Source organism: Janthinobacterium sp. BJB301 (genome assembly GCF_002735685.1).
GTDB lineage: Bacteria > Pseudomonadota > Gammaproteobacteria > Burkholderiales > Burkholderiaceae_D > Janthinobacterium > Janthinobacterium lividum.
Window position 1 is genome coordinate 982,558 of sequence record NZ_PDZJ01000001.1, and the last position, 22,110, is coordinate 1,004,667.

Annotated in this window: 26 protein-coding genes; 24 read left to right on the plus strand and 2 right to left on the minus strand. The window is 60.7% G+C overall.

Going from position 1 to position 22,110, the window contains the following annotated elements; all coding sequences use genetic code 11:
• Positions 1-69: 69 nt before the first annotated feature.
• The 5 genes from ppsA to CSQ91_RS04460 all read left to right on the plus strand — a co-directional run bounded on the left by ppsA (position 70) and on the right by CSQ91_RS04460 (position 5,639).
• Complete coding sequence (gene ppsA, locus CSQ91_RS04440) at positions 70-2,502, plus strand: phosphoenolpyruvate synthase (RefSeq protein ID WP_034752367.1); 2,433 nt, start codon at positions 70-72, stop codon at positions 2,500-2,502.
• 146 nt (positions 2,503-2,648) lie between these two features.
• Positions 2,649-3,146 carry a Dps family protein gene (locus CSQ91_RS04445; RefSeq protein ID WP_034752224.1) on the plus strand — a complete coding sequence of 166 codons (498 nt, stop codon included), beginning with the start codon at positions 2,649-2,651 and terminating at the stop codon, positions 3,144-3,146.
• Positions 3,147-3,323: 177 nt separating this feature from the next.
• The gene (locus CSQ91_RS04450; protein ID WP_099387474.1) at positions 3,324-3,740 is read left to right on the plus strand and encodes an NfeD family protein; all 417 of its coding nucleotides are present in this window, start codon (positions 3,324-3,326) and stop codon (positions 3,738-3,740) included.
• Positions 3,741-3,755: 15 nt separating this feature from the next.
• On the plus strand, positions 3,756-4,700 hold the full coding sequence (locus CSQ91_RS04455; RefSeq protein WP_070257384.1) for an SPFH domain-containing protein: 945 nt from the start codon (positions 3,756-3,758) through the stop codon (positions 4,698-4,700).
• Between the two features lie 630 nt (positions 4,701-5,330).
• Positions 5,331-5,639 (plus strand): H-NS histone family protein, encoded by a 309-nt coding sequence (locus CSQ91_RS04460; RefSeq protein ID WP_010397665.1) that lies wholly within the window; start codon positions 5,331-5,333, stop codon positions 5,637-5,639.
• A gap of 312 nt (positions 5,640-5,951) precedes the next feature.
• On the opposite strand, the gene smpB is transcribed toward CSQ91_RS04460, so the two are convergent.
• Positions 5,952-6,401, minus strand: a complete 450-nt coding sequence (smpB, locus tag CSQ91_RS04465) for an SsrA-binding protein SmpB (protein ID WP_034784131.1) — start codon at positions 6,399-6,401, stop codon at positions 5,952-5,954.
• Between the two features lie 93 nt (positions 6,402-6,494).
• Between smpB and CSQ91_RS04470 the strand changes: the two genes are divergently transcribed.
• From CSQ91_RS04470 to guaA, 4 genes are all read left to right on the plus strand, one after another.
• Entirely contained in the window at positions 6,495-6,926 is a 432-nt protein-coding gene (locus CSQ91_RS04470) for a type II toxin-antitoxin system RatA family toxin (protein ID WP_035818194.1), read from the plus strand.
• On the plus strand, positions 6,919-7,215 hold the full coding sequence (locus tag CSQ91_RS04475) for an RnfH family protein (protein WP_034784128.1): 297 nt from the start codon (positions 6,919-6,921) through the stop codon (positions 7,213-7,215). The genes CSQ91_RS04470 and CSQ91_RS04475 overlap by 8 nt, the downstream gene beginning before the upstream one ends.
• Before the next feature lie 135 nt (positions 7,216-7,350).
• Positions 7,351-8,811, plus strand: a complete 1,461-nt coding sequence (guaB, locus tag CSQ91_RS04480) for an IMP dehydrogenase (protein ID WP_034777711.1) — start codon at positions 7,351-7,353, stop codon at positions 8,809-8,811.
• 70 nt (positions 8,812-8,881) lie between these two features.
• Positions 8,882-10,492, plus strand: a complete 1,611-nt coding sequence (gene guaA, locus CSQ91_RS04485; protein WP_034777714.1) for a glutamine-hydrolyzing GMP synthase — start codon at positions 8,882-8,884, stop codon at positions 10,490-10,492.
• Positions 10,493-10,656: 164 nt separating this feature from the next.
• On the opposite strand, the gene CSQ91_RS04490 is transcribed toward guaA, so the two are convergent.
• Positions 10,657-11,397, minus strand: a complete 741-nt coding sequence (locus CSQ91_RS04490; RefSeq protein ID WP_071653309.1) for a helix-turn-helix transcriptional regulator — start codon at positions 11,395-11,397, stop codon at positions 10,657-10,659.
• Positions 11,398-11,914: 517 nt separating this feature from the next.
• On the opposite strand from CSQ91_RS04490, the gene CSQ91_RS04495 reads away from it, so the two are divergent.
• The 15 genes from CSQ91_RS04495 (at position 11,915) to CSQ91_RS04560 (ending at position 22,109) form a co-directional block, all read left to right on the plus strand.
• Positions 11,915-12,328, plus strand: coding sequence for a hypothetical protein (locus CSQ91_RS04495; protein WP_034777728.1), 414 nt, complete (start codon positions 11,915-11,917; stop codon positions 12,326-12,328).
• Positions 12,329-12,415: 87 nt separating this feature from the next.
• Positions 12,416-12,802: a hypothetical protein gene (locus CSQ91_RS04500; protein WP_099387475.1), complete on the plus strand. Its 387-nt coding sequence runs from the start codon at positions 12,416-12,418 to the stop codon at positions 12,800-12,802.
• A gap of 7 nt (positions 12,803-12,809) precedes the next feature.
• Positions 12,810-13,448: a hypothetical protein gene (locus tag CSQ91_RS04505; RefSeq protein WP_099387476.1), complete on the plus strand. Its 639-nt coding sequence runs from the start codon at positions 12,810-12,812 to the stop codon at positions 13,446-13,448.
• Positions 13,448-14,296, plus strand: a complete 849-nt coding sequence (locus tag CSQ91_RS04510) for a hypothetical protein (RefSeq protein ID WP_143450938.1) — start codon at positions 13,448-13,450, stop codon at positions 14,294-14,296. The genes CSQ91_RS04505 and CSQ91_RS04510 overlap by 1 nt, the downstream gene beginning before the upstream one ends.
• Before the next feature lie 2 nt (positions 14,297-14,298).
• Complete coding sequence (locus CSQ91_RS04515; RefSeq protein ID WP_099387478.1) at positions 14,299-14,928, plus strand: DUF4255 domain-containing protein; 630 nt, start codon at positions 14,299-14,301, stop codon at positions 14,926-14,928.
• Positions 14,925-15,503 (plus strand): carboxypeptidase regulatory-like domain-containing protein, encoded by a 579-nt coding sequence (locus CSQ91_RS04520; protein ID WP_099387479.1) that lies wholly within the window; start codon positions 14,925-14,927, stop codon positions 15,501-15,503. Before CSQ91_RS04515 ends, CSQ91_RS04520 begins: the two co-directional genes overlap by 4 nt.
• 19 nt (positions 15,504-15,522) lie before the next feature.
• Positions 15,523-17,181, plus strand: coding sequence for a phage tail sheath C-terminal domain-containing protein (locus CSQ91_RS04525; RefSeq protein WP_257217217.1), 1,659 nt, complete (start codon positions 15,523-15,525; stop codon positions 17,179-17,181).
• 34 nt (positions 17,182-17,215) lie between these two features.
• A complete protein-coding gene (locus CSQ91_RS04530) occupies positions 17,216-17,662 on the plus strand; it encodes a phage tail protein (protein ID WP_034777734.1) in 447 nt (148 codons plus the stop codon).
• A 21-nt stretch (positions 17,663-17,683) separates the two neighbouring features.
• Positions 17,684-18,067 (plus strand): hypothetical protein, encoded by a 384-nt coding sequence (locus CSQ91_RS04535; protein WP_052139831.1) that lies wholly within the window; start codon positions 17,684-17,686, stop codon positions 18,065-18,067.
• A gap of 38 nt (positions 18,068-18,105) precedes the next feature.
• Positions 18,106-18,219 carry a DUF6760 family protein gene (locus CSQ91_RS29340; protein WP_306508707.1) on the plus strand — a complete coding sequence of 38 codons (114 nt, stop codon included), beginning with the start codon at positions 18,106-18,108 and terminating at the stop codon, positions 18,217-18,219.
• Position 18,220: 1 nt separating this feature from the next.
• Entirely contained in the window at positions 18,221-18,733 is a 513-nt protein-coding gene (locus CSQ91_RS04540; RefSeq protein ID WP_034777736.1) for a phage tail protein, read from the plus strand.
• Positions 18,733-19,836, plus strand: a complete 1,104-nt coding sequence (locus CSQ91_RS04545) for a hypothetical protein (RefSeq protein ID WP_099387480.1) — start codon at positions 18,733-18,735, stop codon at positions 19,834-19,836. Before CSQ91_RS04540 ends, CSQ91_RS04545 begins: the two co-directional genes overlap by 1 nt.
• Entirely contained in the window at positions 19,836-20,477 is a 642-nt protein-coding gene (locus tag CSQ91_RS04550) for a CIS tube protein (RefSeq protein WP_099387481.1), read from the plus strand. The genes CSQ91_RS04545 and CSQ91_RS04550 overlap by 1 nt, the downstream gene beginning before the upstream one ends.
• On the plus strand, positions 20,470-21,516 hold the full coding sequence (locus CSQ91_RS04555) for a phage late control D family protein (RefSeq protein WP_099387482.1): 1,047 nt from the start codon (positions 20,470-20,472) through the stop codon (positions 21,514-21,516). Before CSQ91_RS04550 ends, CSQ91_RS04555 begins: the two co-directional genes overlap by 8 nt.
• On the plus strand, positions 21,513-22,109 hold the full coding sequence (locus CSQ91_RS04560; protein WP_099387483.1) for a phage baseplate assembly protein V: 597 nt from the start codon (positions 21,513-21,515) through the stop codon (positions 22,107-22,109). Before CSQ91_RS04555 ends, CSQ91_RS04560 begins: the two co-directional genes overlap by 4 nt.
• Position 22,110: the final 1 nt, after the last annotated feature.

Consider the following 22,110-nt stretch of genomic DNA (forward strand, 5'->3'; position numbering starts at 1 on the left):
GCCAAGAATAACAAGAAGACTGTCTGTGCGCCGCGCGTAAAGATTTCTATCATCAGTAAGGGTGTCATTATGACCAACGCAGTATCGCAACAGCAGGAAGACAAGGACGCGGTGTATGTTGCCTCGTTCGAGCATTTGCGCATGACGGATGTCGAATCCGTCGGCGGCAAGAACGCCTCCCTGGGCGAAATGATCAGCCAGCTGGCGGAAGCCGGCGTGCGCGTGCCCGGTGGCTTTGCCACCACGGCGCAGGCATTCCGCGATTTCCTGTCGTATAGCGCCAATGGCGGCTTGCCGCTGGCCGAACGCATCGCCCAGCGCCTCGAAGGGCTGAACATCGATGACGTGCGCTCGCTGGCGCAAGCCGGCGCCGAGATCCGTCAATGGATCGTGGAAACGCCATTCCAGCCACGCCTGGCCGCCGAAATCGACCAGTTCTATGCCAAGCTGGTGGCCGATTCCGATACCGAAATGTCGTTTGCCGTGCGTTCCTCCGCCACGGCGGAAGACTTGCCGGATGCGTCTTTTGCTGGTCAGCAAGAGACCTTCCTGAACGTGGTCGGCATCGACAACGTGCTCGAGGCCATGAAGCAGGTGTTCGCGTCGCTGTACAACGACCGCGCCATCTCGTACCGCGTGCACAAGGGTTTCACGCACGCTGAAGTGGCCTTGTCGGCCGGCGTGCAGCGCATGGTGCGTTCCGACCTGGGCGCGGCTGGCGTGATGTTTACCATCGATACGGAATCGGGCTTCAAGGACGTGGTCTTCGTCACCTCCAGCTATGGCCTGGGCGAGACCGTGGTGCAGGGCGCCGTCAATCCCGACGAATTCTATGTGCACAAGCCGATGCTGGAAAAAGGCAAGTCGCCTGTGATCCGCCGCAATATCGGCTCGAAGCTGCTGAAAATGGAATTCACGAACGAAGCGAAAGCTGGGCGTTCCGTGAAAACCGTCGACGTGCCCGTCGAAATGCGCAACCGCTACTCGCTGAACGACAGCGAAGTGGTGGAATTGGCCAAATACGCCGTCATCATCGAAAACCACTACGGCCGTCCGATGGACATCGAGTGGGGCAAGGATGGCCGCGACGGCAAGCTGTACATCCTGCAAGCGCGTCCCGAGACCGTCAAGTCGCAGCAAAAGGCGACCGACGTGCAAGAACGCTTCAAGCTGAAAAGCACGGGCACCGTACTGACCTCCGGCCGCGCCATCGGCCAGAAGATCGGCGCCGGCCCCGTGCGCGTGATCCACGACCCGGCCGACATGGAGCGCGTGCAGCCAGGCGACGTGCTTGTTGCCGACATGACGGACCCGAACTGGGAACCGGTCATGAAGCGCGCTTCGGCCATCGTCACCAACCGCGGCGGTCGTACTTGCCACGCGGCAATTATTGCGCGTGAACTGGGCGTGCCTGCCGTCGTCGGCTGCGGCGACGCGACCGACGTGCTGAAAGATGGCACGTTTGTCACCGTGGTGTGCTCCGAAGGCGACGAAGGCAAGATCTACGATGGCTTGCTGGAAACAGAAGTGTCGGAAGTGTCGCGCGGCGAATTGCCGAAGCTCGACACCAAGATCATGCTCAACGTGGGCAATCCGCAACTGGCGTTCGACTTCCAGTCCGTGCCGAATGCCGGCGTGGGCCTGGCGCGCCTGGAATTCATCATCAATAACAATATTGGTGTGCACCCGCGCGCGATCCTGGAATACCCGAACATCGATGCCGACCTGAAAAAGGCCGTGGAATCGGTGGCGCGCGGCCACGCTTCGCCAAAGGCGTTCTACATCGACAAGCTGGCCGAAGGCATCGCCACCATCGCCGCCGCGTTCTGGCCGAAAAAAGTCATCGTGCGCCTGTCCGACTTCAAGTCGAACGAGTACAAGAAGCTGATCGGCGGTTCGCGCTACGAGCCGGACGAAGAAAACCCGATGCTGGGCTTCCGCGGCGCGGCGCGCTACCTGTCGGCCGACTTCTCCGAAGCGTTCAACATGGAATGCGAAGCGATGAAGCGCGTGCGCAATGACATGGGCCTGACGAACGTGGAAATCATGGTGCCGTTCGTGCGCACCCTGGGCCAGGCCGAGAAAGTCATCGACTTGCTGGCAAAGAATGGCTTGAAGCGCGGCGAGAACGACCTGCGCGTCATCATGATGTGCGAAGTGCCGTCGAACGCCATCCTGGCCGACCAGTTCCTCGACCATTTCGATGGCTTCTCGATCGGTTCGAACGACCTGACCCAGCTGACCCTGGGCCTGGACCGCGATTCCGGCATGGAATTGCTGGCCGCCGACTTCGACGAGCGCGATCCTGCCGTGAAAGCCCTGCTGGCCCTGGCCATCAAGGCTTGCCTGGCGCGCGGCAAGTACATCGGCATTTGCGGCCAGGGTCCTTCCGACCATCCGGACTTCGCCGTCTGGCTGATGGAGCAGGGCATCGAATCGATGTCCCTGAATCCGGATTCGGTGATCGACACCTGGCAAAAGCTCGCTGCGCTGAAAGCGTAAGCATCTTTCCCGCCCTTTGAAAACCCGCTGCCGCTCACCCGGCAGCGGGTTTTTTTATGCCTGCCACGCGGCGCACGGCAGTATTCGATGGGCTTGCTCCAGATCAGCTAAAATGATTCCACCAATACATTGAAACAGGAGTTCACATGGCAAGCAAGAAACCGAGCAAAGTGGCAAAGATCGATATCGGCATTTCCGAAGCGGACCGCGCGAAGATTGCGGAAGGCCTGTCCGGCCTGCTGGCCGACAGCTACACCTTGTACCTGATGACCCATAATTTTCACTGGAACGTCAAGGGGCCGATGTTCAACACCCTGCACCTGATGTTCATGACGCAATACACGGAGCAGTGGGCCGCGCTGGACCTGATCGCCGAGCGCATCCGCGCCCTCGGCTACCCGGCGCCGGGCACCTACAAGGAATTCGTCAAGCTGGCCTCGATCAAGGAAATCGACGGCGTGCCGCCGGCGCTGGACATGGTCAGCCACCTGGTATCGGCACAGGAAGCAACCGCGCGCACGGCGCGCCGCCTGTTCCCGCTGCTGGAAAAAGCCAATGACCAGCCGACGGCCGACCTGATCACGCAGCGCCTGGATTTGCATGAAAAGACGGCGTGGATGTTGCGCAGCCTGCTCGAGGAATAAAGGCCGGGCCTGCGGCGCTAATTCGCCCCCGCCTATTGACGTCATCAGGAATTGCGTTAGACTGCTTGTATATAGGTGTTTGGCAAGAATAATATCAGGCAGTAATACGCATTAAACCCCGTCGCTTATATAGGCTACGGGGTTTTTTATTTTCGGATTCGCAAAGATGGAGGCATCATGGCTGAATGGGTAGGCTGGTTTGTGGCGGCTGGCGCGGTATTGATCCTGGAGCTGTTTACGGGCACGTTTTATTTGCTGATGATCGCCATCGGCATCAGTGCCGGAGGACTGGTGGCGCTGGCGGGCGGCAATGGCGGCTGGCAAGCCCTGACGGCCGCCATTGTCGGCGTGGCGGCCACCCTGTTATTGCGGCGCAGCCGTTTTGGTAAGGCGGCGCGGCGCGATGCGGCGCAGGACCCGAATGTGAATCTCGATATCGGCCAAAGCGTGGCGGTCTCGCATTGGGTCGATGGCGCGGCGCGCGTCATGTACCGCGGCGCCTTGTGGGATGTGGAGCTGATTCCCGGCGGCGATACGCAAGCCGGCCATTACACCATACATGCCGTGCGTGGCAGCCGTTTGATTGTTGGATAACCTGGAGAGTAGATTATGGAAGTAAGCACTGGTAGCGTGTCGCTGATCTTGTTATTGCTGGCATTGGTATTTGTCTTCAAGACGGTCAATGTGGTGCCGCAGCAGCATGCCTGGGTGGTGGAGCGTCTGGGCAAGTTTCACGCGGTATTGGGTCCTGGCCTGAATATTGTCGTGCCTTTTGTCGACCGTATCGCCTACAAGCACGTGCTCAAGGAAATTCCGCTCGACGTGCCGCCGCAGGTGTGCATCACGCGCGACAATACGCAATTGCAGGTCGATGGCATTCTGTATTTCCAGATTACCGATGCCATGCGCGCTTCATATGGCTCGTCGAATTATATTGCCGCCATTACGCAACTGGCGCAAACGACCTTGCGTTCGGTGATCGGTAAAATGGAACTCGACAAGACATTTGAAGAACGCGACCATATCAATACGGCCATCGTGAATGCCATCGATGAATCGGCGGCGAATTGGGGCGTCAAGGTATTGCGCTATGAAATCAAGGATTTGACGCCGCCCAAGGAAATACTGCATGCGATGCAGGCACAGATTACGGCCGAACGCGAGAAGCGCGCCCTGATTGCCGCCTCGGAAGGGCGCAAGCAGGAACAGATCAATATCGCCAGCGGTGAGCGCGAAGCGGCCATTGCCCGCTCCGAAGGCGAGAAGCAGGCCTCGATCAACCGTGCCGAAGGCCAGGCCACGGCCATCGTCGCGCTGGCGCAGGCCAGTGCCGAGGCGCTGCGCCAGGTCGGTGCCGCCATTCGCGAACCGGGCGGGGAAGATGCCGTGAACCTGAAAGTAGCTGAGCAGTATGTGGGCGCGTTCGCGCAATTGGCGAAAACCAATAACTCGATTATCGTGCCGGCGAATCTGGGCGATATGAGCGGTTTGATCGCCACGGCGATGCAGGTGGTGAAAACGCAGAAGCCGAAAGGCAGCGTGGCGATTCCCTGATTGCCTGGTGAATAGCAAACTCGTAGCAGGTTTGTCTTTAATACTGCCCGCCATATCGCGGGCAGTTTTCAATTGCGCCATTGGAATATATGCTGGCAGACGGGCTGGAGTATCTGCGCTTGAATCCATAACGTTGAAATATTTTCTTTATGCTATGCTGTGCGCACTTTCGGGCCTATATGCTGTCGTGCGACGCTTATCTTTTTGATTAAGTAGAATCTGCGGCTCATGCATGGCTATGATTGCGCCGATATCCGCGACGGATACTTGGGAGGAATTTCGGAGTTGATGCATAAGGGGCGATAGTATTGCTCCCATGTATATTTTGAATTGCAATTTATAATTACTATAAATTGCAATGAAACAAAAAGTACTGCAAAATAAATACTGCCGATGGCGCTGTATTGAATCGCAGCCGTACAAAGTGGAGACGCTTGTACAGGCAGTTCATGCGCGATGCCGGTTCCCCATGCTGGAACGATTGCACTGTTTGAAAGCCAGGGAAGCAGGTTTTTTGGTAAAAGAATTGTAAAAAACAATCAAATCTGAAGAAAAATCACCTCAGTCGCGTTACAATTGGATAGAATTTAACTGTTCAGTTATATTTTTCAACTCACACAAGGAAATATCATGGATCTGTCCAGCTTATCCCTGTCCGAACTGCGCACCTTGCAGGACGACATCAAGAAGCAAATGAAGAAACGCGAACAGGACGATCTGTCCAAAGCGCGCGAGCAAATCCTGGCAATCGCCCAGAGCGTTGGCGTTTCCGTAAAAGATCTGGTTGGTACGGGTATCCGCGCTAAAACCGGCACGGTCGCAGTACGCTATCGCAATCCGGATGACGCGACGCAGCAATGGACTGGCCGTGGCCGTCAGCCGAAATGGGTCAAAGAGTGGACCGATTCGGGCAAGTCGCGTGATCTGCTGAAGGTTTGATTCTGAAGGTTTAAAAACCGTTCATTCGGATGCTTGTCCTGTGCAGTGATACAGGTGTAGTACAAGGCAGCATGCAAGCATCCGGAACTTTCCTGATTTATCGTCTTTGGCCAGGCAGGCAAAGCTGATTCATTCGCTTATCTCCATGGTGTTTTCACCAATACCAGTTTTTTCCCGCCGTATCTCTTTCCATTCCCTGTTTTTATCCCATTGCGCTGTGCGTTTCCGCTTGCCGCAGGCACCGGCAAAATAAAACCCGGCATATAGCCGGGCTTGATGGTGTCGGCGCAGCACGCTGCGCGCAGTGCCGGATCAGCGGCGGTGCGACTTCATCGCCGCCTGGACTTCGCGCGCGCCGTCGCGGTCGCGTTCCGCTGCCCGCTTGTCGTGCTGCTTCTTGCCCTTGGCCAGGCCGATTTCGCATTTCACGCGGCCGCCCTTGTAGTGCAGGTTGAGCGGCACCAGGGTATAGCCGGAGCGCTCCACCTTGCCGATCAGTTTATCCATTTCCGCACGGTGCAGCAGCAGCTTGCGCGTGCGCACGGCTTCCGGATGGATGTGGGTGGAGGCGGTCGGCAGGGCGCTGATATGCGCACCGAACAGGAAGAGTTCATCGCCGCGGACGACGACGTAGGCTTCCTTGATTTGTACGCGGGCGTCGCGGATGGCTTTGACTTCCCAGCCTTCCAGCACGATGCCGGCTTCGTAGCGATCCTCGATAAAGTAGTCGTGGAAGGCTTTTCTGTTGTCTGCTATGGTCATGAGATGGTAAATGTGCGCGGGTCGGTTAAACTACTGTCTCGCGCAAGCGCGATAAAATCAAATGTATCCAACATCATAGCAAATGGTTCTTCAATGGCAGTAGTACATAAATCAGTTTTTCTCGGCTATAGCGCCGAACAAATGTTTGCGCTGGTGGCGGCGGTGGAGGATTATCCCAAATTCCTGCCTTGGTGCGGTGCGGTCGAGATTCGCGAGCGGGGCGAGAACACGGTTGTCGCCAGCGTGGGCATACATTACCACGGCGTGCGCCAAAGCTTCACCACGTCCAACGAGAACGTGCCGCCGACTTCCATCAAGATGAAGCTGGTGGACGGTCCTTTCAAGACCCTCGACGGCGTGTGGACCTTCAAGGCCCTGCGCGAAGATGCGTGCAAGATCGAACTGGACCTGCACTACGAGTTTTCCAGCCGCGTACTGGAACAGATCATCGGCCCCGTCTTCGGCATGATCGCCAACAGCATGGTCGATTCCTTCTGCAAGCGCGCGGAGACGGTGTATGGCTGAAGCAGGCATCACGGTGCAAGTATGCCACGCGCTGCCCGACAGCACGTTCCTGCGCTCCTTGAATGTGCCTGCTGGCACCACCATCGAGCAGGCGGTGGCGCTGAGCGGACTGCTGCGGGAAATCCCCGCCATCGACCTGGCCGTGAACATGGTCGGTATCTATGGCAAGAAGAAGCCGTTGGATACCGTCCTGCGCGAGCATGATCGGGTGGAAGTTTACCGTCCCTTGCAGGCAGACCCGAAAGAAGCGCGCCGGCGCAGGGCTGGCGGCAAGCCTGCGAAGGGCTGAGCGGTCATGCCCATCGCCGCGAAGCCATTGCCTGGTGAGCGCCATTTTTTGCTATTTCCAAATATCTTTTTTATGCCGCAAGGACGGAGGGCGCTTTTTTCTGTATAATCTGCTTTTGCGCCAATAGGAAATGCTATGCGTCTACTTCAAAAAGCACTCACATTCGATGACGTGCTGCTCGTCCCAGCCTACTCCAACGTTCTGCCCGCCGATACGTCCCTCAAAACTCGCCTGACCCGCAATATCACCCTGAATATTCCCTTGCTGTCCGCAGCCATGGATACGGTGACGGAAGCCCGTCTGGCGATCGCGATGGCCCAGGAAGGCGGCATCGGCATCATCCACAAGAATTTGAACCCGAAGGACCAGGCACGTGAAGTGGCCCGCGTAAAGCGTTTCGAAGCAGGTGTGTTGCGTGATCCGATCACGATTCCGCCGGAAATGAAAATCCGCGACGTGATCGCTCTGACGGAACAGTACGGCATCAGCGGTTTCCCTGTTGTCAAGGGCAAGGAAGTCGTCGGCATCATCACCAACCGCGATTTGCGCTTTGAAAAGGAACTCGACGCGGAAGCTTCCGCCAAGATGACCCCGCGCGAAAAGCTGGTGGTCGTCAACGAAGACGCCGATACGGCCGAAGCCAAGCGCCTGATGAACAAGCACCGCCTCGAGCGCGTGCTGGTCGTCAACGACGCGTTTGAGCTGCGCGGCCTGATCACCGTCAAGGATATCCAGAAATCGACCTCCCACCCGTTCGCGTCGAAAGACAGCCAGGGCAAACTGCTGGTCGGCGCCGCTGTCGGCGTAGGCGCCAAGGATGAAGAACGCATCGACCTGCTGGTCGCTGCCGGTGTCGACGTGCTGGTGGTCGACACGGCCCACGGTCACTCGCAAGGCATCCTCGATCGCGTACGCTGGATCAAGACCAAGTACCCGCAAGTGGAAGTTATTGGCGGCAATATCGCTACCGCCGCTGCCGCCAAGGCACTGGTGGAATACGGCGCCGATGCGGTCAAGGTCGGCATCGGTCCTGGCTCGATCTGCACCACGCGTATCGTCGCCGGCGTGGGCGTGCCGCAAATCACGGCCATTTCGAATGTTGCCGAAGCTTTGGCCGGTACGGGCGTGCCATGTATCGCCGATGGCGGTATCCGCTTCTCGGGCGATATCTCGAAAGCGCTGGCCGCTGGCGCCTCGACCGTCATGATGGGTTCCATGTTTGCCGGTACGGAAGAAGCACCAGGCGAAGTGATCCTGTACCAGGGCCGCAGCTACAAATCGTACCGCGGCATGGGTTCGCTGGGCGCGATGTCCGATGGTTCGGCTGACCGTTATTTCCAGGACGCCACCATGAAGGCCGACAAGTTCGTGCCTGAAGGTATCGAAGGCCGCGTCGCCTACAAGGGCAGCGTGCTGGCGATCATCTTCCAGCTGGTGGGCGGCGTGCGTCAATCGATGGGTTACTGCGGTTGCGCCACCATCGACGAACTGCGCGAAAAAGCGGAATTCGTGGAAATCACCTCGGCCGGCATGCGCGAGTCGCATGTCCATGATGTGCAGATCACGAAAGAAGCGCCAAATTATCGCTCCGAGTAAGCGGTAACGAAAGTCCAGACCGGCGCCCAGTGCGCCGGTTTTGCAATTGACCCTGAATAAAGCTCCGACCATGCACTCTAAAATCCTCATTCTCGATTTCGGTTCCCAAGTCACCCAGTTGATCGCCCGCCGCGTGCGCGATTCCGGCGTGTTTTCCGAAGTCTTCCCGTATGACGTCAGCGATGAATTCGTGCGCAACTATGGCGCCGCCGGCGTGATCCTGTCGGGCAGCCACAATTCCACGCTGGACGGCGACTCGCCGCGCGCGCCGCAAGCCGTGTTCGAGCTGGGCGTGCCCGTGCTGGGCATCTGCTACGGCATGCAAACCATGGCGGCCCAGCTGGGCGGCAAGGTGGAAAACGGCCTGGTGCGCGAATTCGGCTACGCCGAAGTGCGCGCCCGCAGCCATACCAAGTTGCTCAACGGTATTGCCGACTTCGTCACCGACGAAGGCCACGGCATGCTGAAAGTGTGGATGAGCCATGGCGACAAGGTGCTGGAAATGCCGCCAGGCTTCAAGCTGATGGGCAACACCCCGAGCTGCCCGATCGCGGCCATGGCCGACGAAGAGCGCCAGTTCTACGGCGTGCAATTCCACCCGGAAGTGACGCACACGGTGCAGGGCAAGGCCATGATTGGCCGTTTCGTACATGAAATCTGCGGCTGCAAGTCGGACTGGAACATGCCCGACTACATCAGCGAAGCGGTGGAAAAAATCCGCGCGCAAGTCGGTAGCGATGACGTCATCCTGGGCCTGTCCGGCGGCGTCGATTCGTCCGTGGCTGCTGCCTTGATCCACCGCGCCATCGGCGACCAGCTGACCTGCGTCTTCGTCGACCACGGCCTGCTGCGCCTGGACGAAGGCAAGATGGTGATGGACATGTTCGCCAAGAACCTGGGCGTGAAAGTCATCCGCGTCGATGCGGAAGACCAGTTCATGGGCCACCTGGCCGGCGTTACCGATCCCGAGCAAAAGCGCAAGATCATCGGCCGCGAATTCGTCGAAGTCTTCCAGGTCGAGTCGGGCAAGCTGGTCAACGCCAAATGGCTGGCGCAAGGCACGATCTACCCGGACGTCATCGAATCGGCCGGTAAAGGTAAAAAAGGCCAGACCATCAAGAGCCACCACAACGTGGGCGGCTTGCCGGACACCATGAAGCTCAAGTTGCTTGAGCCTTTGCGTGAACTGTTCAAGGACGAAGTGCGCAAACTGGGCGTCGCCCTGGGCTTGCCGCATGACATGGTCTACCGCCACCCGTTCCCGGGCCCGGGCCTGGGCGTGCGCATCCTCGGCGAAGTCAAGAAAGACTACGCCGACCTGCTGCGCCGCGCCGACGCCATCTTCATCGAAGAACTGCGCAACACGCCGTACGAATTCGTCGCCGGCCAGGCCGTCGACCCGGACGCGCTGCCAGCGAACTGGTATGAAGCGACGAGCCAGGCTTTCGCCGTCTTCCTGCCTGTCAAATCGGTGGGCGTGATGGGCGATGGCCGTACCTACGAATACGTGGTGGCCTTGCGCGCCGTGCAAACGCAGGACTTCATGACGGCCCACTGGGCGCACCTGCCGCACAGCTTGCTGGGCAAGGTCTCCAACCGCATCATCAATGAAGTGCGCGGCATCAACCGCGTCGTCTACGATATCTCGGGCAAGCCACCGGCGACCATCGAGTGGGAGTGAGTTTCCCTAGGGGAGCATTTTCATCGTCATGCTCATCATGGTGATTCAGTAAGCAGGGCCCTGTTTTTACAGGGCCTTTTTTTATGGCGCTGGGCTGTTATACCCGGACAGCCGGTAGCCCATGCCGCCAGGCGGCTCGGATTGCATGGCAAATCTGGCCCGGCTTAGGAGGGGATCAGGAAGCCGGCCTTGATGGCCTTGAGGACGGCTTGTTGGCGCGTCTGTACATTGAATTTCTTCTTCGCATTGGAGACATGGAAATTGATGGTGCCTTCGGAGCGCAGCAGGATGCGCGAAATTTCCCACGAGGACTTACCCGCCATGATCCACTGCAGGCATTCCATTTCGCGCGTGGTCAGCGGATTGGCGCCAGGCACGGGTGGCGCGTCGTGCTTGATGAAGCGGGCGGACGATTCGATCACGTAGTCACGGATCAGGGCCAGCTGCGCAATCGTGGCGAAGCTGTCGCGTTCCGCATCCATCGGCGGCGCGTTGCGGATAAAACTCAACATGCCCGTTTCACCACTTGCGCCGTGCACCGGGAAGCAAAAACCGGAGCGCATGCCGTGCTGGCACGCCTGTTCATAGAAGGCGCGCTGTGCGGGACTGGTGAAACTTTCCGGGCGCCATAATAGCGGCATGGTATTGGCCAGGCAGTGGGAGATGCTGGGATCGCTTTCATGCAGGCGTTCCGATACATACAGCGCGCGCCAGGACGGCGGATAGTTGCTCACGACAAAGGACGCCTCCGGTGCCGGCCAGTGAAAAGCCACCGTCTTTTCCGGCGCGACGCCGTAATACACATGCTCGTAGCCGCATTGTGCGCCGATGCTGAACAGGAGACGGGTCCAGTCCGCTTCGGTTTGGCATCGCACCAGGCTAAACAGGTCATCCAGCAGCAGCATGGAATACTCCTCGGGTTGATGATGGTGGTTCGTAACGCCAACATGCAAGACGCGTCCCGGCGATCACGGTGTCGTCGCAATCGCTGCCTGTCATCAGGCGCGGTGGCAGGGGCGGGCGCAGCATCACAATACGAAGGTTAAACGAAGGGCAGATTTGTATGTTGCAGGATTTGAGCATTAGCAACACCTAGTAAAAATAATAGTTTTCTAGCAATCGTTACATTGTCACAAGCAGAGGCCGTATAAGGTTTCTGATGATGCAAGTAATGCGGAGAAAACCCTCTTTTTTGTCCCGCTCGCCGGTGAGAATGCGTGATTATCTGGCCCATCGCCGGCCCGGCTCGCGCGGCGTGTCGCGGATACACCAAAGCCATGTCAGCGCAAACTGGCACATTTGTCAGGTGACTCGTGCCGCGCCAGCGTGGCTTAATGTCGTTGCTGACCAATGCATTGTCAGTCGACTTGAAAAAACGGACGCGTGCAGTTCAACGAATTTTCACTCTTAGAGGAATGCATCATGACATCTGAGTACAAGTACGCCACGGCGGAAATCAGTGTGCAAAACGCCCAGCCTGGCCAGCGCATCTCGGTCACACTGGACATCGAAACGAAATCGGACACCCTGTGCTGGAGCACCGGCGATCCATCGGAAGACAGCAATTCGGGTATCACCATTAACGCCTCGGGCGGCGTGGCCCTGCCGTTGAGCAGCCTGAGCGTCAATGGCGTCCTGATCGACCTGCAGATCAGCGCCGGCGGTTCGGATTCGGTAACCTTCAACATTTCGCCTTGCCTGACGGCCAATGGCAGCCTGTCGCTGCTGAAGATCAAGTCGACCAGCGATAGCGGTCCCGTGCTGACCTTCAATTTCGATGGCAAGAAGCCGATCACGCTGAGCCAGAACTTTGTCATCCTGGAGTGGCCGAATTAAGCCTTGCTGAAGCTGGCGCATCGGCACCCGTGTGAATGCCCGCCCGCGGCAGGGCATTCATCTTTTTTGGCTCTTCGAGGAATTACCGTGCAAGAATATTCGATCGCATTCATCTTTGAAGTCAGGTCCGACAATACGGTCCCGCTGAACGCCGTCCTGTCGATCACCGATGCCAACAGGATTTCGCTAACCGGAACACCGGTGCAGATCCAGCCCTGGGGCGGCGCGCCTGCCACGCCTCCGCTGGTCTACCTGAACGTGAAGGAAAATGGCATCAACCTGCAGGCAGGCGCCAATCCATCGGGCGACCTGCAAGCGCTGGAAGTGGTGGTCGGCGTGGTCCCGGCCGGCGCCAGCATGACCGTCAACTTCACCTATGTCGATGTGACCGTGCTGGGCTATTACAAATTTCTCGGCGGCAGCGGCCAGGTGCCCTTGAAAGTGGGCAAGAACACCATCACCTTCCCGGAATAAACGCGCGATGAGCAAGCGGACAACGGGCGGCGCCGACCTGACGACGACGGTGGTTCCGGCGCCGGCGGAACGTGCGCCTGGCGCCGCGCCGCGCAAGCGCTCCGCGTCCGTCAGCAAGCCGGCCGGCCAGGCGCTCGCGCAGGCCGAGGCAAAGCTGGTCATGGCGCGCATCCAGATCGATGCCCTGACCTTGAATCCGCATGAATTGCAGCACCTGCAATCGCACCTGCTGAGCAACCCGCTGCACGCGCTCAACGAGCAGTGCTACCACGAGGTGACGACGTTTCGCCAGCTGAGCATCCGTTTTTTCCAGTTACGTGCCAACAGCAAGGCCTTCCTGACCATCCGCCCCGACCAGAAGGCGATCTGGAGCGAAGGCGGCGAGGACAGCCGCATGGTGGGACTGTGCATGTCCAGCAACGCGCCCGCCATGTATCTGAGCAGCTTGCTCATCAATGCGCGCGAAATCATCCTCGAAACCTACCAGGACTGCGACGAGGTCAGCATCGAACTATACGTGCAGACCAGCCAGCCGCAGCTGCAGGGCCGGGTCGACCTGCCACCCGGCGCCAGTGTCTGCCTGCAATCGCGCGGCGACCGCAGCACGGTCATAGGTCTGAGTTCCTTTGCGATCGATCTTGCCTGATGAATACTCCAACGCTCCAGCTTGACACCGCACACGGCCAGCGCAGGAAAAGCGACCCCTTGCCGGTCGTGTTGATATTCAAGAATATCGCGGCCGACTCGAACATCAATTTCACGTTCACCACGGCCGGCACCGAATGGTCGCTGGGCGCGCGCTCGGGCGACAGCATGGGTTTCACGGTGGTGGCCGATCAGAACGGCGGCCAGCGCCAGTCATGCATCCGCTCGGTTGAATTTTCCGGCGGCTTGCTGGCCATCCGCACGGCCAGCGGCGGCGCCGCGCTCAATGCCTTCACCATGACCCTGTTCCTGCGCGTGGCCCCCGGCGTCGATTATCTGCAAGGCTATTGCACGCTCAACAACGAAGCGAGCGTGATGGCGTTTTTCGGTTCGCAGCGCGCGATGGAGTGGCGCAACGGGCGCATCAGCGCAGTCCTGCGCGATCCCGATGCCAATTCGCGCAGCGTGATCGTGTCGGTGCAGAATGCCTATCCGGGCGACCGCATCGCCCTCGAACTGTCGACCAAGAAAGGTCTGGGACTGGCCACCTGGTGCCTGGGACCGGGAGGAGAAGAGTCGGGCGGCATCCGCCTGGCCGGCGCCCAGCCCAGCGTGCCGCTCAAGTTCTTTGCGTACGGCACCCGCGTGCTGGAATTCGAGACGAGCCAGAGCGCCGACGCCGGCGCCACGCTGGACTTCTTCATGCAGGCTTACCTGAGCTGGCAGCCGCACGATCTGCCGTACATCTACCTCAAGGCCACCTGCGACCCCAACGTGAGCCTGTTTGCCCACATCGGCAACCGCCAGCCGCAACTGGTCAGCCAGACCTTCACCGTGTTTACGCTCTAGCCATGGGACCGACGACCATCGATTCCGGACAGGTGCTGCGCTGCGTGAGCGAGTCGCTGCGCTCGCTGATCCGCGCGCACATCCCGGAACTGGCGAATGAATCGGCGGTCGTGTTCGACTCGCCTGCCGAGATCGACAGCCAGGGCGCGACCATGCTCTCGCTCTACCTCTACAACATCGAGATCAATCCCTACCTGCGCAACCTGCCGCCCACGCTCACCCGCGGCCAGGGCAGGGGCGGGCCGAACTCGCTGGCCGTGACGCCGCCGCCGCTGGTGTCGGACCTGCTCTACATGATGGTGCCGTATGCGCGCTCGGCCGAACTCGAACTGGTGCTGGTGGACAAGCTGGTGCGCCTGTTCCACGACGTGCCGGCGCTCGCGGGCGCCTGGCTGCACCCCCAGCTCAAGGCCAGCGGCAACGACTCGATCGCCATCGTGCCCGACGCCAGCCCGATCCTGACCTTGCACAATATCTGGAGCGGCTTTCCGAACAAACCCTACAAGCTTACCAAGCTGTACACGCTGTCGCCGGTGCGCATCGCCTCGGCCCTGCAGCCGAGCGCCGAGATGGTTGCCGACAGCACGCTGGAGACGACGCGGCGCGCCATCGCCGGGGCGGGAGTGGCATGAAGCTGAGCGCCGTGATCCAGCTGATCGACGGTTTCAGCATGGCGCCGGCAGTGGGCGCGCGCGCGCATTTCCTGCTGAACGACAAACCGATTGTGCCGCAGGACAAGGCGCAGGCCTTTTACGCCTTTGCCGGCCTCGACGACGGCAGCTACCGGCTCGACGTACTCAGTGCCGACCACCGCTACTTTGACCAGCAGCTGACGTTCGAGGTGCCGCTCAAGGAGCCGCTGGCCGACGCCATCGTCGCCTGCGTGCTGGCGCCCAGTCCCCTCTATCCGTATCCCGAGGGGACCACGCTGATCCGCGGCAAGATCGTCGACGCCGCCGCGCAACCGCTGGCCCAGGTCGCCATCAGTGCCGGCTACCAGGGCGCGCGCGCCAAGGCGCAGGCAGTGGCGGGCGAATCGTCCGGCTATGGCCGCTATGCGGGCCGCTACGCGCTGGCGCTGCGGGGTAAACTGGACGAGCCGACCACGGTCGCGCTCGGCTTTAGCAAGGCCGGCCACGCGAAGGTGAGCAGGCAGGTCAGCTTGCAACCAGGTTCCATGCTGTTCCTTGACATCGAGATGCCGTAATTCACACGAGAGACTTATTTTGGCCACTTATAACCATCCCGGTATTTATATTCAGGAAGTACCAGGCACCCGCAGCATCCAGGGCGCTTCCACATCGACCCCGGCCTTCGTCGGCGTGACCGAAACGGGGCCGTACATGCAGCCCATCCTGCTCACCAGCTGGGCCGCCTACCAGCGCACGTTCGGCCAGCTGGCCTGGTATGCGATGGTGTCGTGGTCGGTCTACGAATTCTTCAACGAAGGGGGCGCCGCCTGCTATGTGGTGCGCGCCAGCGACAAGGCGAGCGCCAAGTGTGCCAGCGCCAAACAGCCGCTGGCCGTCACGGCCGTCACACCGGGACCCTGGGGCAACGCCATCAGCATCATGATCAGCAATGCCAGCGCGACCGACCCGAGCATCACGCCGGCGCCCACCACGCCCGTCTTCAATGTCACCGTGCTGGTGGCGGCGACATTGATCGGTACGCCCGCCGCGCCGGTGGTGGCGACCATGCCGAACTTGCTGCTGCAGCAATACATCCTGCAAAACAGCCTCAGCCCGCAAACCTTCGGCACGGCCTCCTATTACGTACTGGAGCAGTTCAACGGCTTCACGGCCAACAGCATGATCAACGAAGCCAACAAGCCGAGCGCGCTGGCGTCCCAGATCAACGCCAATTCCATGTTCATCCGCGTGGCGGTCAACAGCACCGCTTCGCCCACGCCGCCAGTGCGGCCACCGAATGGCGGGCCGACGGCGCTGAGCAACGGCGGGAATCCGAATTACGATCTGACCGATGCCACCAAGCTGCTCGACAAGGTGCAGGGCCTCAGCCTGCTGTCGGTGCCCGATACCGTCACGGCCACCGACAACAGCGGCAAGCAGTCGCTGGCGCTGCAGGGCACCCTGATCAATGCCGGCCTGATGTTCTGCATCGACAAACGCAACCTGTTCTATGTGATCGATCCGCCATTCGGCCAGAGCGTGCAGGACATCCTGTCATTCAAGTCCGGCCAGGGCCAGGCGCCGAAAGGCAATCCGAACGCGCTCAACTCCGACTTCGGCGCGCTGTATTACCCATGGGTCTACATCTACAATCCGATCGCCGGGGCCAACGTGCCGATCCCGCCATCCGGTCCGGTGCTCGGCCGCTACGCGTATACCGATATCAATGTGGGGGTGTTCAAGTCGCCTGCCGGGGTCAATGACGGCGCCTTGATGAGCGCGGTGCTGCTCGACCAGTCCCTGACCGATGCCGACCAGGACTTGCTGAACCCCGAAGGCATCAACGCGGTGCGCAATTTCATCAACTACGGCAACGTGATCTGGGGCGCGCGCACGCTCGCGCTCAACACGGAATGGACCTATGTGAGTGTGCGGCGCCTGTTCATCTATGTCGAGCAAAGCCTGCGCCAGAGCCTGATGTGGGTGGTGTTCGAACCCAACGACCAGCAGCTCTGGTCATCCATCTCGCGCGACGTCAGCGCTTTCCTGACCACGCTGTGGCAGCAGGGCGGCCTGTTCGGCGCGACGGCCGCCGAAGCGTTTTTCGTCACCTGCGACGCATCGAACAATCCGCTCGAGACGCGCATGCTGGGGCAGCTGTACATCGACATCGGCCTGGCGGCAGTGTATCCGGCCGAGTTCGTCATCCTGCGCCTGACCCAAAAAACCAGCGCGCCCGATTCCGGCAGCTGACCCCATCCACACCGATTGATTGCGGAGAACGCGCATGGCCACACAATTAACCGATCCCTACCGGGGATTCCGCTTCCGGGTCGAGATTGCCGGCATCCAGATCGCCGCGTTTTCCGAGGCGAGCGTACCTGACAGTACGATCGAGGCGGTCGAGTACCGCGAAGGCACCGACCCGGTCTACAAGCGTTCGCTGTCGGGGCTCACCAGCTACGGCAAGCTGAGCCTGAAGAAGGGCCTGACCGACTCGATGGACCTGTACAACTGGTACCAGCTGGTGTCGACCCAGGGTTCGGGCGCGAAGGGGGCGCAAAAGAACGTTTCACTGATACTCATGGATGCAGGCGGCGCCGACAAGGCGCGCTGGAACGTGATCAGCGCCTGGGCCAGCAAGTACGAAAGCTCGGGCCTCAACGCGGCCAGCAGCGACGTGATGATCGAGACGTTCGAATTGACGATGCAATACATGACGCGCGTGTCGTAACGCGTACAAGGGGAAGCGGCAATGAGCGTGATCTGTACCGAAATCGAATTTATCCTGCCCTTGGGTTACCGCGACGGCGACGGCAACCTGCACCGCAATGGCGTGATGCGCTTGGCCACCGCCGGCGACGAGATCCTGCCGCTCAAGGACCACCGGGTCCAGAGTAACCCGGCCTACCTGATCATCATCGTGCTGTCGCGCGTGATCGTGCGTCTGGGCAGCCTTGAAATGGTCAGCACCAAGGTGGTCGAGGAGCTGTTCGCGGCCGACTTCTTCCACCTGCAGCAGCTGTACAACAAGATCAACCAGGTCGACACTGACGACGCCGGCTTGCCGGGGGAGGCGCAGGGCGCCCTGGGAAAGCCGGGCTTGCTCCAGTTTCCGACCAGCTTTACGCAGAGATAGCCTTCCTAGCCTATCACTTTCACTGGTCCCATGAGGACCTGATGGCGATGGAACACGCCGAGCGGCGCCGCTGGTGCGGCGAAATCAGCAAGATCAACCAGACGATGAATGCCGACGAGCGGCACAAGTCGATGCACAACCTGGGAGCATGAGATGGTGGTCGGTGTCAATGCAGTCATGGGTGCCGCGCAGCGCCAGCTGGGCCTGCGTATCGACCCGTTCAAGGCCTACAATTTTTTCGTCGAAGTCGAAGGCATCCTGGTGGGCGGCTTCATGTCCGTCGAAGGGCTCGAATCGAAGACCGAGGTGCGCACCGTGCGCCAGGGCGGCGTCAACGACATCGAGTACAAACTGCCCGGCCAGGTGACCTGTTCCGACTTGGTGCTCAAGGCCGGCATCACGGCGCTCGACCCGATGTGGCTGTGGTACCAGTCGACGCTGAGCGGCGCCATCCGGCGCCGAAACGGCTCCATCTACCTGTTGGATGACCGCGGCTTGCCCAGCGTCTGGTGGGATTTCTACAATGCCTGGCCGGTGCAGTGGCAGGGGCCAAGCCTGGATGCGGGCGGCAGCCTGGTGGCATGCCAGTCGTTTACGCTGGCGCACGAAGGCATCCGCAAGAGCCTCGCGAGCAGCGTGTATTCGGCAGCGGCGGGGATACTCTGATGCGCGCCATGCGCCTTGGCTGCGCCGGCCTGGCACAGCGCTTCCATGCGGCGCGCGGCGCGCCCCTGTGGCGTTTCGCCCATTCCGGCGCGCCGCTGCAGCTGCGCATGGCACATGGCGGAGGGGCAGGCCGGCACACGACGTCGGTGTTGCACTATTGGCAGCAATTCCGCTCGGCCATGGGGCTGGTAGTGCGCATGCAGGGCATGGCGCGCAAGGCGGACATGGCCGAACGCATCGAGGTACGCCTGCTGGAATTGCGGGCCAAGCTGATGCAGGCGCACGCGCGGCAGCAAACCCTCGTGCGCCTGGTGCTGCCGCGCCTGGAGCGCGGCGTGGCGCAGGCGCAGCAGGCCAGGGCCGCGACCATCGCCTGGCTGGCGCGCGGTGCGGAGCAGCCAGCCCTGGCGCTGGCCGTGCGACGTTTCATCGCGCAGCCGGCAGCGGGGCAGCGGGACGCCGCAGTGTTGGCGCGTGCCGTCGCGCGTTGCGCCAGCCTGCGCGCCGTAGCGGCGGTGTCTTCGCCGACGCTGGTCCGGACAGCCATCCGGCGCGCGCAGCCGGCGGCACACAGGGCGGCTTCGCAACCGGCCGCTGGCGGCATGACCAGACGTGCGCCGGCCCGCAATGGCGTTGCCGGGCCCGGCACGCCGTTCCTGCGTCCGGTATCGCATCTGGCAGCGTTTCCGCGCGCAACGCGCCCGGCCGTGCCAACCCTGCAGGCAGTCGCCTGGCACCCCCCGGTGCAGGCCGTGCCGGCACCATTGCCAGCGCCGGCCGCGCGCGCTGCCATCGTCCTCGGACGCTACCAGGCCCGCCAGCCCGTGCGGCGCGACATGCGCCAGGCGGTGCCGGCTGCCACGGCCGAGCTGCAAAGCCACGTCGAGCACATTGTCGATACGCGCATGCTCGGCGTGGAACGTGCGGTGCAGACCAGGGTGGTGCATGAAATCGTCCATGGCGGGCAGTCGCAGGAGCAGTTGCGCAAGGTGCTGGCCGAGACGCTGTTTTCCGCGCCAGTGCTGGCCTCGCTGACCGACCGCATGGCCAGCGCCATGGCGCGCCGCAGCGCCACCGAACGCTATCGCCGGGGAGGCGCCTGATGCTGGAAATGGCCAAGATCGTCGTGCATGCGACGCGCGAGGAAATTCCCGTGATGTACAACCCGACCGAACTGTCGCTGAACAAGACCGTGATGGTGCAGGGCGAGGGCTCGAACATCCAGTTTCAGCGGGTCAATAATGACGACCTGACCGTGTCGCTGTTTTTCGATACCTACGAGCACCAGGTCGACGTGCGCAGCAAGACCAACAAGATCGTCGCGCTCACCGTGCCCAGCGTGGGCACGAATGTGCGCAAGGAGCCGCCGGTGCTGGTGTTTACCTGGGCCGGCCCGCTGTTTACGGGCATTATCGTCAAGCTCGACCAGAAATTCACGATGTTCCTCAGTTCCGGCATTCCCGTGCGCGCCGAGCTGAACGTGACGTTCAAGTCGGTGCTGACGGAAGAGGAGGACTTGCAGTCGCGCGGCTATTTCAATTGCCGCCAGCTGTGGCAGGTCAAGCAGGGCGATCGCCTGTACCTGATCGCGCAAGCGACCCTGGGCGACCCGAACCAGTGGCGCCTGATCGCCGCCCAGAACAGCATCGAGGATGCCTTGAATTTCCCGCAGCTCAAGGATATCGGCCGCAATCTGGTCATTCCCGACGTGCATGCCGGCACCGCGGGAGCCGTGTATGCTTAGCGTCCAGACCGGGGCATTCAAGATCCTGAAGAACCGCAGCCCCTTGCCATCCTCGATCGTGGCCGCCATCCACAACGTGCGCGTGCACGATGAAATCAATGTACCGGCCATGTTCAGCTTCACGCTCGACATGGTGAAGGCGGATGGCGCCTGGCAGGACGTCGACCTGGACGTCTTCAAGCCGGGCGACCAGATCACGATTTTTCTGGGCCTGAACCAGTTGCATCAACTGATCAGCGGCGATATCACGGCCATCGAACCGAGTTTCAGCACGGCATCTTCGGCCGCCACGATACGCGGTTTCGACCGCATGTACCGGCTCAAGTTCGGTACCCGCACCAAGACCTACAGCTTGCTCAACGATAACGAGATCGTCAGCGACGTGGCGCGCGCGGCACGTTTGCCTGTCACCCTGGAGGGCCAGCCGGACACCATCAACCAGTACGTCATCCAGAACAATGTCTCCAACTACGCCTTCCTGATGGAGCGCTGCAAGCAGCTCGACTATGAACTGCTCATGTCCGACACGACGCTCGTGTTCCGTCCCTCGGCCGAGGGCAACGGCGCCATCAAGACGCTCAGTTATCCGCGCGACCTGAGTGCGGTGAACCTGAACCTGAAAGTGCCGACCATGGGCCAGAAGGTGACGGCCATCGGCTACGACGTCGAAACGAATGCCGTCATCACGGCCGTGGCGCAGTCCGGCACCAGCCAGGACAAGATGGGCGGCAGCGAAACGGGCTACGAGGCGGCGGAAGACTTTCCCAGTTCGGAAATGACGCTGCAATGTCCCGGCATCAGCGACCCGGCCGCGCTGCAGGCGGTGGCCGACGCGCAGTTCCAGAGCCAGCTGCAAAGCTTTATCGAAGGCCAGGCCAGCCTGGTGGGCGACAGCGACCTGGTGGCTGGCGTGAATATCAAGATCACCGGGCTGAGCGAGCGTTTTGACGGCACCTATTACGTCACCTCGAGCACGCACGACTATGACGACAGCAGCGGCTACAAGACGGACATCAACGTGCGCAGGACGGGTATATGAACGGCAACGCATCCGGGGTCACGCTCGGCAAGGTCAGCAACACCGAAGACCCCAAGGGCCTGGGACGCATCCGCGTGTTTTTGACGCTGAGTGGCGCCACCATCGAGTCGGACTGGCTGCAGGTGATGAGCTTTTTCGCCGGCCCCGGCTATGGCGCCTTTTTCCTGCCCAGGAAAGACGATTCGGCCTTGCTGGCTTTCGCCGACGGCGACCCGAACCAGCCGTATGTGCTGGGCTTCCTGTGGAACGGCGTGCAAAAGCCGCCCGTCGAGGCGGCCCGGCAGCAGGAAGTGCGCATGCTCAGGACGCAGTTGGGCAAGACCATCGTGCTCGACGATAGTGCGCAGGGCAAGATCACCATCATCGACGAAAAGAACAACCGGATCGAGCTCGATACCGCCAACAACAAGATCAGCATCAGCAGCGAAGGCGACCTGGCGATCAGCGCCAAGGGCACGCTGACCATCAGCGCGCCCCACGTGGTGCTGCAGACCACGGATGGCAGCGTCAAGGCCGATTTGTCGGCCGAGAGCATGCAGTTGCAGGGCGCAAAGGCGCTCAAGCTGCAAGCCGCCATGATCGATCTGAACTGAT

What these genes read in the sequence shown, in the direction of transcription:
- ppsA (WP_034752367.1), top strand. Translation starts at nt 70, where the DNA reads ATGACCAACGCAGTATCGCAACAGCAGGAAGACAAGGACGCGGTGTAT.
- CSQ91_RS04445 (WP_034752224.1), top strand. Translation starts at nt 2,649, where the DNA reads ATGGCAAGCAAGAAACCGAGCAAAGTGGCAAAGATCGATATCGGCATT.
- CSQ91_RS04450 (WP_099387474.1), top strand. Translation starts at nt 3,324, where the DNA reads ATGGCTGAATGGGTAGGCTGGTTTGTGGCGGCTGGCGCGGTATTGATC.
- CSQ91_RS04455 (WP_070257384.1), top strand. Translation starts at nt 3,756, where the DNA reads ATGGAAGTAAGCACTGGTAGCGTGTCGCTGATCTTGTTATTGCTGGCA.
- CSQ91_RS04460 (WP_010397665.1), top strand. Translation starts at nt 5,331, where the DNA reads ATGGATCTGTCCAGCTTATCCCTGTCCGAACTGCGCACCTTGCAGGAC.
- smpB (WP_034784131.1), bottom strand. Translation starts at nt 6,401, where the DNA reads ATGACCATAGCAGACAACAGAAAAGCCTTCCACGACTACTTTATCGAG.
- CSQ91_RS04470 (WP_035818194.1), top strand. Translation starts at nt 6,495, where the DNA reads ATGGCAGTAGTACATAAATCAGTTTTTCTCGGCTATAGCGCCGAACAA.
- CSQ91_RS04475 (WP_034784128.1), top strand. Translation starts at nt 6,919, where the DNA reads ATGGCTGAAGCAGGCATCACGGTGCAAGTATGCCACGCGCTGCCCGAC.
- guaB (WP_034777711.1), top strand. Translation starts at nt 7,351, where the DNA reads ATGCGTCTACTTCAAAAAGCACTCACATTCGATGACGTGCTGCTCGTC.
- guaA (WP_034777714.1), top strand. Translation starts at nt 8,882, where the DNA reads ATGCACTCTAAAATCCTCATTCTCGATTTCGGTTCCCAAGTCACCCAG.
- CSQ91_RS04490 (WP_071653309.1), bottom strand. Translation starts at nt 11,397, where the DNA reads ATGCTGCTGCTGGATGACCTGTTTAGCCTGGTGCGATGCCAAACCGAA.
- CSQ91_RS04495 (WP_034777728.1), top strand. Translation starts at nt 11,915, where the DNA reads ATGACATCTGAGTACAAGTACGCCACGGCGGAAATCAGTGTGCAAAAC.
- CSQ91_RS04505 (WP_099387476.1), top strand. Translation starts at nt 12,810, where the DNA reads ATGAGCAAGCGGACAACGGGCGGCGCCGACCTGACGACGACGGTGGTT.
- CSQ91_RS04510 (WP_143450938.1), top strand. Translation starts at nt 13,448, where the DNA reads ATGAATACTCCAACGCTCCAGCTTGACACCGCACACGGCCAGCGCAGG.
- CSQ91_RS04515 (WP_099387478.1), top strand. Translation starts at nt 14,299, where the DNA reads ATGGGACCGACGACCATCGATTCCGGACAGGTGCTGCGCTGCGTGAGC.
- CSQ91_RS04520 (WP_099387479.1), top strand. Translation starts at nt 14,925, where the DNA reads ATGAAGCTGAGCGCCGTGATCCAGCTGATCGACGGTTTCAGCATGGCG.
- CSQ91_RS04530 (WP_034777734.1), top strand. Translation starts at nt 17,216, where the DNA reads ATGGCCACACAATTAACCGATCCCTACCGGGGATTCCGCTTCCGGGTC.
- CSQ91_RS04535 (WP_052139831.1), top strand. Translation starts at nt 17,684, where the DNA reads ATGAGCGTGATCTGTACCGAAATCGAATTTATCCTGCCCTTGGGTTAC.
- CSQ91_RS04540 (WP_034777736.1), top strand. Translation starts at nt 18,221, where the DNA reads ATGGTGGTCGGTGTCAATGCAGTCATGGGTGCCGCGCAGCGCCAGCTG.
- CSQ91_RS04545 (WP_099387480.1), top strand. Translation starts at nt 18,733, where the DNA reads ATGCGCGCCATGCGCCTTGGCTGCGCCGGCCTGGCACAGCGCTTCCAT.
- CSQ91_RS04550 (WP_099387481.1), top strand. Translation starts at nt 19,836, where the DNA reads ATGCTGGAAATGGCCAAGATCGTCGTGCATGCGACGCGCGAGGAAATT.
- CSQ91_RS04555 (WP_099387482.1), top strand. Translation starts at nt 20,470, where the DNA reads ATGCTTAGCGTCCAGACCGGGGCATTCAAGATCCTGAAGAACCGCAGC.
- CSQ91_RS04560 (WP_099387483.1), top strand. Translation starts at nt 21,513, where the DNA reads ATGAACGGCAACGCATCCGGGGTCACGCTCGGCAAGGTCAGCAACACC.